Origin of the sequence: Bradyrhizobium sp. WSM2254, from assembly GCF_000472645.1 — a bacterium.
GTDB classification, from domain to species: Bacteria; Pseudomonadota; Alphaproteobacteria; order Rhizobiales; family Xanthobacteraceae; genus Bradyrhizobium; species Bradyrhizobium niftali.
In genome coordinates, this window is the sequence record NZ_AXAB01000082.1 from 1 (window position 1) to 9,530 (window position 9,530).

Annotated in this window: 8 protein-coding genes; 3 read left to right on the forward strand and 5 right to left on the reverse strand. The window is 56.1% G+C overall.

Annotated elements, in window-relative coordinates; translation table 11 throughout:
* Window positions 1-181 (forward strand): transposase (locus tag A3M7_RS45570; protein ID WP_371090135.1); only part of this gene is annotated, 181 nt, incomplete at its 5' end.
* Between the two features lie 129 nt (window positions 182-310).
* Here A3M7_RS45570 and A3M7_RS0137155 read toward each other — a convergent pair.
* Window positions 311-520 carry a hypothetical protein gene (locus tag A3M7_RS0137155; RefSeq protein WP_049823938.1) on the reverse strand — a complete coding sequence of 70 codons (210 nt, stop codon included), beginning with the start codon at window positions 518-520 and terminating at the stop codon, window positions 311-313.
* A gap of 594 nt (window positions 521-1,114) precedes the next feature.
* Between A3M7_RS0137155 and A3M7_RS47890 the strand changes: the two genes are divergently transcribed.
* Window positions 1,115-1,279 carry a DUF2934 domain-containing protein gene (locus tag A3M7_RS47890; protein WP_371090250.1) on the forward strand — a complete coding sequence of 55 codons (165 nt, stop codon included), beginning with the start codon at window positions 1,115-1,117 and terminating at the stop codon, window positions 1,277-1,279.
* A gap of 328 nt (window positions 1,280-1,607) precedes the next feature.
* Here the strand turns inward: A3M7_RS47890 and A3M7_RS0137170 are convergent, their stop codons facing one another.
* A complete protein-coding gene (locus A3M7_RS0137170) occupies window positions 1,608-1,889 on the reverse strand; it encodes a hypothetical protein (protein ID WP_027548428.1) in 282 nt (93 codons plus the stop codon).
* A 406-nt stretch (window positions 1,890-2,295) separates the two neighbouring features.
* On the reverse strand, window positions 2,296-4,053 hold the full coding sequence (locus A3M7_RS0137175) for an adenylate/guanylate cyclase domain-containing protein (protein WP_027548429.1): 1,758 nt from the start codon (window positions 4,051-4,053) through the stop codon (window positions 2,296-2,298).
* A gap of 267 nt (window positions 4,054-4,320) precedes the next feature.
* On the opposite strand from A3M7_RS0137175, the gene A3M7_RS0137180 reads away from it, so the two are divergent.
* Entirely contained in the window at window positions 4,321-6,111 is a 1,791-nt protein-coding gene (locus tag A3M7_RS0137180) for an adenylate/guanylate cyclase domain-containing protein (protein WP_027548430.1), read from the forward strand.
* 165 nt (window positions 6,112-6,276) lie between these two features.
* Here A3M7_RS0137180 and A3M7_RS0137185 read toward each other — a convergent pair whose 3' ends face one another.
* On the reverse strand, window positions 6,277-7,308 hold the full coding sequence (locus tag A3M7_RS0137185; RefSeq protein ID WP_027548431.1) for a hypothetical protein: 1,032 nt from the start codon (window positions 7,306-7,308) through the stop codon (window positions 6,277-6,279).
* A gap of 3 nt (window positions 7,309-7,311) precedes the next feature.
* A complete protein-coding gene (locus A3M7_RS0137190; RefSeq protein ID WP_156937102.1) occupies window positions 7,312-9,291 on the reverse strand; it encodes an MrcB family domain-containing protein in 1,980 nt (659 codons plus the stop codon).
* Window positions 9,292-9,530: the final 239 nt, after the last annotated feature.

Genomic DNA, 9,530 nt, shown 5'->3' on the forward strand with positions numbered 1-9,530 from the left:
CAAGAAGATCGAGATGCGGTTCGCACACTTGAAGCGCATCCTGAAGCTCGGTCGGCTTCGACTGCGTGGTCCACGAGGCGCTCAGGACGAGTTCGTTCTGGCCGCCACCGCTCAGAACCTAAGGAGGCTCGCATCGCTGGTTGCGCGACCGCCACCCGCTCAGGCTCTGTGTATTGCGTAGCGTAAAAGTTGCGTAGAGAGCGCGGGGGCGCGGGACCAAACCCCGTCGCCCCAAGTGAAAATGNCGAACGATCCATCGCACACAGCCGACTTTTGCAACAAAATCGGCCAGGTGCTGACATTCGGGGTTTCAATGGATGGAGACCGCCGGTATCGAACTGATCACCCGCATGTCCTCGCCGCGAACCGTGACGGAGCGTCCGGTCTCTAAAGCAATTTTGCGGGCCACTTTTAAGACCGCATCCTCATCCGTGAATTCAAGGACAATGATGCTGCCTTTCCCCGCAAAAGCATCAGGGTTCGAAACATGGATGATGATCAACGGCGCCTTTTGGTTCATCACGGATTTAGGACCAGCATAACCGCCAAGACGGCCGAAAAAATGAACAGACCAAAAATGGCCACCTAAATTGCGCGCTCACTGCGCTCCCTCGCAATGAGCTGTAACCGAAACGCAGGAGGGGGCGATGGGTTCCGAGTGACCCCTCAGTTGCCAAATAGCGGCTGGCCTGGTGCGCGGTCCAGTGGCGCGCGTGGCTTAGCGAGGCCCGTCATACCGGGCGGCGTCTCGTTGCTAGCTGTCCTGATGTCGACCCGCTCAACCGTCGTGACGAGTGCAGCGAGTGTCGCGATTATCACCGCGACTGTGAAACGTTCGATGGCGGTACGGTGGCTGTTCCGCTCGTTACTCATGAGCGACCTCCACTCTAGCAACCGTTATCCGGCTTGGACAGTTCCTCACGCGCAACCCATGAGGCGACGGCGTTGCGGCGGTGTGGGCGTGGCGAGGACGAGAAAGATCGGGCGGCGGCATAGCTGAGGACAAGGAACGCCCCTCTGAGACCCGAATTGGTTCTTTGTGATAAGATTAGGTCTTGCGGTCCTGTCCTTTGTGTCGATTGCCTAAGGCAGGACCTGCGCTCTCGGAGAATTCATGATGGCCTCCCCAACCGAGGAGCAGATCCGGAAACGCGCGTTCGAACTGTGGGAGCAGGCGGGCAAACCTGAAGGACGCGAAGACGAGTTCTGGCAGCAAGCGCAGAGGGAATTGCAGGACGCAGAAGGAAGTGGTGACCCAGACAAAGGTGCCGACATCTAATTCCGCTGGCGTCCTAGGTCGCACCGCACCGGTCCTCGTGTACCGCGCTCGCGGCGTTAATCGTGCGGCAGCACGCGCGGGCGTCGCATTTATGCGCCGCTGGCGCGTTTCGCGTGAATGTCGGCGTGGGTCAAAAGCAGCGGTTGACGCCAAGTAGGATCGGCGTCCGGTTTGCCCCTGACAGCCGACATGACACGCGCTCAATCGACCTTCGGCTAAGGGCCAACACCGGAGGTCACTCTATTCGATCACTTTGTCGGCGTGCGTCGTGAGGAAGGTCCGGGTCGATCTGCTGGGCCGGTTACGCGCGCCGGGCTTCAGCAGAGATTCAGGTGGTTGGATGCCACCACCCAAACATCGCAACACCGCAACATCCGACCAAGCCAAATACCTGAACGCCCATTAATATCCAGTACCGAACCGGCGCGGTGTCTCTGTGAGCAACCCGAATCGACGGGTCCATAAACGCCGCTAGAATCGAGTCGATGGCATCAGAACTGAAGGACGTGATTTTCCGCTCGGCCAGGCCATCCCGCAGGGTGCGGTAGCAAACGACGCACAGATAGACCGAGACGATGCGAGCGACGACTTCATAGAGGAAAAACTGCATTCAAACATCCGCGTATCAAATACTGATCCGATCCCGGCCGTATTGCGTAGCCATCGGCAGGGTCCCGGCGGTCATTGCATCAACACACCTGGGGCTTGGTGTGGCTGGGATTTATATTGGTTCAATTGAGGAAATGATCACGGCGACGGAATTTGGGAGCCCAAGGCTCTCCACTTCGTGACCACGCAAATCACGCCTAACGTCCGTTCCTGGTCACAAGCGGCGGCAGGGGCGAGCACGGACCGGCGTCCGGTTTGCCCCTATCAGCCAACATGACAAAGGCTTCAGGGGTGTTCGGCTTAGGACCAACGGCGGCGTTCTCCGACTCTCTTTGCACCTATGCGGGCGCGATGATTTAGGATTGGCTGCACAGCAGAGGAGCGTTGCATGCGCCGTTGTCATTCCATCACAAGATTCCCACTATGTGCGCAAGGTGGTCTGGAAAGGTCTGATCCCTAAGAGGGAACATCGTTCGAATCTGAGCTCGGCTCAAATCGGCTCTAAGCTTGTGCAGTTCCGCGAGCGCAGCTTGCGCGGCTTCTGGGCGTTTAAGTGTCACAAGAATGGCCGCATTTACGATGTGACAGCGGGGTGCCTCAGGTTTGAGGCTCAACGCCTCGATCGCCATCGGTAGCGCGCGATCTGGCTCACCCAGTCTAAGCAGGTTAAGCGCCATCTGTGACAACACACCTGCTCTAAAGTAATGCCCTGGCGTTAGTCTCAACTTTCGCTCCAGCATCTTGTTCGCTTCACGAGCATCACCTGAGAATGACAACACATTTCCACACGGTCCAAGGACGTTTGCCGAATTTTTGTTTAGAGCCAGAGCGCGCTCGACGCAGGCTAAAGCGGCGTCGTGATTTCCCCCGAATGAGAGCGCCAAACCGAACAGGCCTTGGCTCAAGTGGTCGGCGGGAGCAAGGGCGGTGGCTCGGCGCCCTGCTTCTAGCAAATTAGCAATATCAGCTTGGGCATCCTCCGCCCACCCAAAGAACAGTTCGGCGATGTAGGCGTTTGCGAGATATTGATAGGCTGCAACACTCTTCGGATTGGCCTCCAAAGCCGTTGCTGCACATGCAATTGCGGTACGGTTGCTCGTGTGGGTACATTCCGCAACGTGCCATGCCGCTGCACGCAACGGCGATGCACGGGGATCGGGCGGGCCCTGATGGGAATCTGCGCGAGCCAGCGCTATCCACAGCAGGTACTCAAGAGAGGCAACGATATCGCATGCAATCTCATCTTGCACATCGAAGCTCAAACGGCAGTCACCGTCATAGTGCTCGGCCCAGATATGATTGCCCGACTTTCCCTCGATAAGTTGCGCTGTGATGCGAATGCGTCCCGTTGATTTCCGGGCGCTCCCCTCCAGTACGAATTGTACGCCCAACTCCTGAGCAACTTTGCGTATGTCGACTGAACGTCCTTTAAAAGCAAAGCTGGAATTGCGCGATGCAACTGTCAGCCATCGAAACTTGGAAAGCGCGGCAATAATCTCTTCTACCAACCCGTCGCAGAATCTTTCCGATTCAGGGTCATTGCTCATATCGTCAAAGGCGAGTACCGCGAGACTCGGTCGCGTTCCACGTTCGCCCATTGGACGGCGCGGCTGTGCAATCGGCTCCTTTATATTGTTCGGAGACATCAGCTTGTCTGCGGTAAGTCCATAAACATCGACCACGCGCGCGATGTTCTTCAGCGACTGGCGACCAAGGTCGACGAACGGAATTGGCAACTTGTTGCGGACTTGATCATACGCAGAACCTGACATGCAAATACCGCCCGGCTCGCAAATACCTTCGAGCCGCGCTGCAATGTTTACGCCATCGCCGAAGATGTCGTTGTCGTCCGTGATAATGTCATCGACGTGAATACCGATACGAAACTGGATCCGATCTATCTGCGAGACGCCACCATTTTTTTCGGACATCGCGCTCTGAACCTCGACGGCACATCTGATTGCATCGAGTGTGCTGGCGAACTCCACCAACATACCATCGCCAGTCGTCTTAACGATCTGCCCGCGATGCTGGCTAATGGACGGGTCGATGAGGGACCTTCTGATGGCCTTAAGTCTCGCCAGCGTGCCCTCTTCATCCGCGCCCATCAGACGGCTGTATCCGGCGACATCCGCCGCCAGAATTGCCGCAAGCCGCCGTTCCACGCGATGGTCGGCCACAACGGTACCCGAAATCGCTAGATTCCGTCCCAAGGCATCAAAGCACAGACCATTGCTCTTCGGCTAGGGCAAATGTCCGAGTTGGGTCAAAAGCGTCGGTGGACGTTTCGACCGACGACTTCCGGTCTAACCTCAACTTCGGACGTGTTGTTGCGCCGCGCCCAGGGTCGCGATGGGCCAGAAGGCGACATCGGCCTGACTGGGCATCTTAGGGAGTCTGTCGTATAACTCGGACCCGCGAGGCCCAGTACTATGGCGCAAGACCGCCCAGTCCGGATGGAGCGCAGGTTGTCAGCGATATTGGCTGCTGACGTGGCTGGCTATTCGCGGCTCATGCACCACAACGAAGAGGGGACGCATGCGAAGCTAACAGCGCTCCTCACAGACGCCGTCGAGCCCGCGATATCTGACAATGGCGGCCGTATCGTGAAGAACACTGGCGACGGGTTCTTGGCAGAGTTTCCGAGCGCGGTCGCAGCGGTCCGAGCTGCCGTGCAATTCCAGAGCCGCATCAAAGAGCTTACAACCGATGAGGTCGAAGAAGAGCGCATTGCTTTCCGCGTTGGCATTAATATTGGTGACGTAATTGTTGAGCCGCACGACATCTTCGGAGATGGCGTCAACATCGCGGCTCGACTCGAGAGCCTCGCACAACCCGGCGGCATCTGTATCTCGTCTTCTGCGCACGATTACGCCCAGGGCAAGGCTGGGGTTGAGTTCACCGATCTGGGCGAGCAGACCCTTAAGAACATTGATCGCCCTGTGCGGTCGTATGCTGTGGTCTGGGTTGATCCCGGTCCATTGACAGGGGCCGAGCGCGCGGCCCCGAGCTCGCTCTCGCCACCTCGTCTTTCCATTGTTGTGCTGCCTTTCGCCAACCTCGGCGCCGATTCGGAGCAGGACTATTTCGTGGACGGCGTGACCGAGAGTCTGACCACCGACTTGTCGCGCATATCCGGTTCATTCGTGATCGGTCGACACACCGCATTCACTTACAAGGGCAAGACGGTCGACCTCAAAAAGATCGGCCGTGAGTTGAACGTTCGCTATGTGCTCGAAGGTTCGGTCCAGCGAAGCGGCAACCGGCTTCGGGTGAACGTGCAGCTTGTCGATGCTGAAAGTGGCAACAGCCTTTGGGCCGAACGGTTCGATAAGCCCATCGCCGACCTGTTCGAGATGCAGGATGAAATCGTCGCCCGGCTGGCCAACGCGCTAGATGCTGAGCTCATTGCGGCCGAGGCGCGGCGAGCCGAACGCTCCGTAAATCCCGACGCGATGGACCTGTATTTCCAGGGCATCGCTTTCGCGAACAGGGGGACCACCCCCGAGTACTTGACGCAGGCGCGCGGCTTTTTTGAACGGGCTCTGGCGCTTGACCCCGGTTGTATCGAGGCGCTGGTAGGCAGAGCAGGCTTGGATGAGGCAACTGTCACCGCGTTGTTAAGTGACGACCCGGCCCCGCACCTTGCGATGGCTGACGCAACCTTAAATAAGGTTCTGTCGCTGGCTCCTCAGCATCCGTTGGCGCACCTGCGATTGGGCATCGTCCTTGTTCTGACGAACCGCGCGACTGAAGGTATTGCTGAATGTGAACGGGCGCTGGTGCTGGATCGCAATTTGGCCCATGCTCATGCTTGGATCGGTCTCGCCAAAGTGTACGTCGGCCGTGCAGCGGAAACTGAAGCCTGCGTGCAAGAGGCGCTTCGGTTGTCTCCTCGCGATACTCGTTCCTATATTTGGCTGATGATCGTTGGCATAGCCAAGTTTCACCTTGATGCTAATGGGGAAGCAGTGGCTTGGCTACGTCGTAGCATTGAGGCCAATCGAAATCATCCGCTGGTGTATTTTTGGCTCGCCGCCGCGTTGGCACGCCTTGGAGCGGTTGACGAGGCAAAGCGCGCTGCGCGGGCGGCACTTGCCCTCAATCCGAGTTTCACCATTCGCCGCGTGCGCACCCACCTACCAAGCGACAATTCGATTTACCTCGCTGGGCGCGAACGCTTCTATGAGGGGCTGGGCTTGGCCGGGGTGCCAGAGGGGTGATGTCTGAGTTGGGTCAAAAGCGGACAACGATACCGAACCCGCGGCACGTCCGCTTTCGGAGCAGCATCTGACTCATTCGGATATGAGATGTTATGGAAGAACTCAGCTGTTGGCCGACGTAAGCTGCCGACCATCTAACGCGGACGGCCGTGGCAAGGCGCGTTCCTAAAGCATCAGCTCGCGAAGCTCCTTGTCGATCGCCTGCCAGGGTGCGTTTAGGTCGACCGTGTAGATGGAGACCGTCCTACCCGCGATCTCATATCGCTGCCGGATCTGACGATCCACACGAGGATAGATAAGCACTCCGCTTGCTTGGATATGCCCCAAGGGACGTGCATTCAGAAGATAGCTGCATATCTGGTACAGATTGTCGCTGTGAAACTTTTCGCTGCCAAAATAGGACCCGACGCTCCGCTGATAGAACTTGGCATCAATGATGCGATATTCGCCAAGACGGAAGGCTGAAATGTCGGTCTGCATTCTCGGCAGCAACCGCAACTCCGGATCGGTCACACTGGTTGCCTGCCAGGCGATGTTTTCGGCCTTGACCTTCCACTCAGAACATTCGCGCGCGATGAAGTTAAACAGAAACGACTGAAATAGAAGCGCCATTTTCGCTTCATCTCGCGTGAAGTCTCGAAACTTCGTCTCTCCAGTTCGCTCATCCACCAACAAAGATTCAAACACAAGCTTGCAGACATTCAGCAAAAATCGATAGAAGAGATTGTTAGAGGTCACGCGCACGCTTTCAAAATCTCTTGGAGAGAGTCGAACGGGGCGTATGCCATGTAAAAGTTGCGACGTGCGATAGGCCCTATGCCGAAGCTTTGGATCCAACTCCGTTAGCTCGAGCAACGCGACGAGGGTTGATTTCAGGATCCGATTCGCTGGGGTGTCGACCGTCAGCTCATCGAAACGGCAATGAGCCCGTCCTTGGAAGAACAACGAGCGGCGCAGGCTCTGCGAGATGTCGATACGACCGCGAATTCCGCCAAGCTCTTCCTCACGAACATCGTAGCTCTGCTCCAAGCCGCGACGAGCCAGATGATGAATGCCATCACAAAGCACAAGGGCAAACAAGTCTGCCAACTCCGTCGACGGCAAGGAACTGACGTCAACTAAGTTCCCCTGATCTAGTCTGTCCCACGCATAGCAGAGCAAATAGTACAGATTTGCGATCGGAATCGAGGAGCTCATAGCCTAGACCTTGAGCAACTTCTTTCGCCACTCTTCGGCACGCGCACCCTCGTACCAGTACTCTCGAAGCAGAGGAATGATTTCGAGATCAACTACTTCGTTGTAAGCATCTTCGACATCTCCGGTCATGGGGAGATCACAGAAAAAGCTATGCCCAACGACAAAGCCCGGCCCTAGGTCCCGATCTTCGGCGATCACTTTGTTTAATTCACCGAAGTTCTGCTTCAGATGCGAGAAGAGATCGTCTGACATGCCGTTAGACAACATGTGGGATCTGAACTGCTCAGTCTCAAAGCCAGGCATGATTGTGAAGAAATCAAACCGGCGGCGTAGAGCATAGTCGACCAGCGCCAAAGATCGGTCCGCAGTGTTCATGAGGCCGATGATATGAACGTTTCCCGGCACATAGAAGCGTGCATCATCGTCCGTCGAGTACGCCAATTCAACCGCATAGAGCTCTGCTCGCTTATCGCTTTCAATAAGCATCAAGAGCTCACCGAAAACCTTGCTTAGATTGGCTCGATTGATCTCATCGATCACAAAGACGTATGGCCGCGCCGGATCTGCTAGCGCGCGTCGACAGAACCGCATGAAGACGCCGTCCCGCCTTTCAAATCCACCCTTGCCATCGGGCCGATAGCCTTGGACAAAATCTTCATAAGCATACGAAGCGTGAAACTGAACCATGCCGACGCGATCTGATTCTAGCGCTTGAGTTGCGGCTTGCGCCAATCGCCGGGCCAAGAATGTTTTTCCTACACCTGGCGGCCCTTGCAAAACAATGTTCTTTTTCAGCTCCAATCGTTGTAGCAATCGCTCAAAAAACTCGCGCTCAACGAAAATGTCCCTCAAGAGGTCGGCTAATGATAGTTCCTGGACAGGCTGTTGATTAGCGGCTTCGGCTGTCGAATGAAGCCTACGCTCATATCGAGCGATTACAGCGTCCAATCGTTCTGTTAGTTTGTTCAAATCCAGGCCGTCGGGCACAATGAAGGCGGCATCTACGAACGAGTCGCCATAGCGCTCCGCCTCTCTGCCGTGCTTCTCGCGTAGCAGTTCTGCCACCGTGCTCAATTCAGAGGTGACATCCCAGTTCTTTTCAGGTGGATTGGTTTCGCTGATGCCTAAAGCAAGGATCAGGACTTTTGCTTCTCTATAGTAAAGTAGGACCGGATAAATACCTTCACTTACCTTTTGATCAGGAGCCAAGAAGGCAACCCAAGGCACCCGAGAGAAAACGCCCTGACCGAAGCTAACCTTGACTTGAAGGCTGGCATATTCCTTCGGATACTCGCTTGTGCGCAGATCTTTTCCCGCATCCGCTTGAGCTAAGAACCTGGAAACGAGATCGCCGATCAGGTCCTTAGGCACTATGGAGAAGCCCAGCTTCTTAAGAATCCGAAACGAAGCTGTATCGTCTCCTCCCGAGAACTCGTTCCTGGACAGCTCCTTTCCTGTTGCATGTTTGTAAGCAAGTGAAAAAACGAGCTTGGGCGGGTATCGCTCTCCATTGTCCACAAGGTCATATTTTGACGACCTTGCATCCGCCGGCACCCCACCGATTTTGATCTCCTGGATCGCTTGTCGCACGTGACGTGCGGCTATCGCCGAGCTATCAGCTTGCCAATCCTGCTGCCACAGCTCCCGAAGTGGGCTCCTATAGTAGTCCAGCTCTGCCGTGCCATATTCTTGCTCGAGCTTGGCTCTCGTCTGATACAGCAGCCTGTCGAGCTCTACTGCCGACATCTTGTTTGTTTCTGGAGAGGAAACGCCCGCGAAGCGCTCAGCAACGGCCTTACGATCGCCTGCAGAAAACACCCTCTCAAATTCATCGGGGAATAGAAGATGGAGAATCATGTGGCGGAATTGACGCGCTTGGGCATCGGGCACCGATTGTAGCCATTCTGCGAATTCCCACGGACGCGTTAGCAGCAGATCTTGGCGTTGCTGATTCAACTGTCGAAACGAAAGAAGGAAGTTCAAGCAGAAGGTAAGCTCTCTGGGACGGTGGTTACTGTAACCAGGCCCCCCGCTTCCGATACCGGAGAGGACATCGTCTGTTATTCGGCCTGCAATATTGACCCCCTAAGCCGGGGGATCGGCGTCCAAAATTGACCCCCTATAGGTTGGTCTGTTGCGCTGCCTGCTTCGTAACAAAGCAGGTGGTGGAGGATGCTGGTCGTGGAGACGATTGCGCGGATTCGGCGCGAGCACTTCATCAA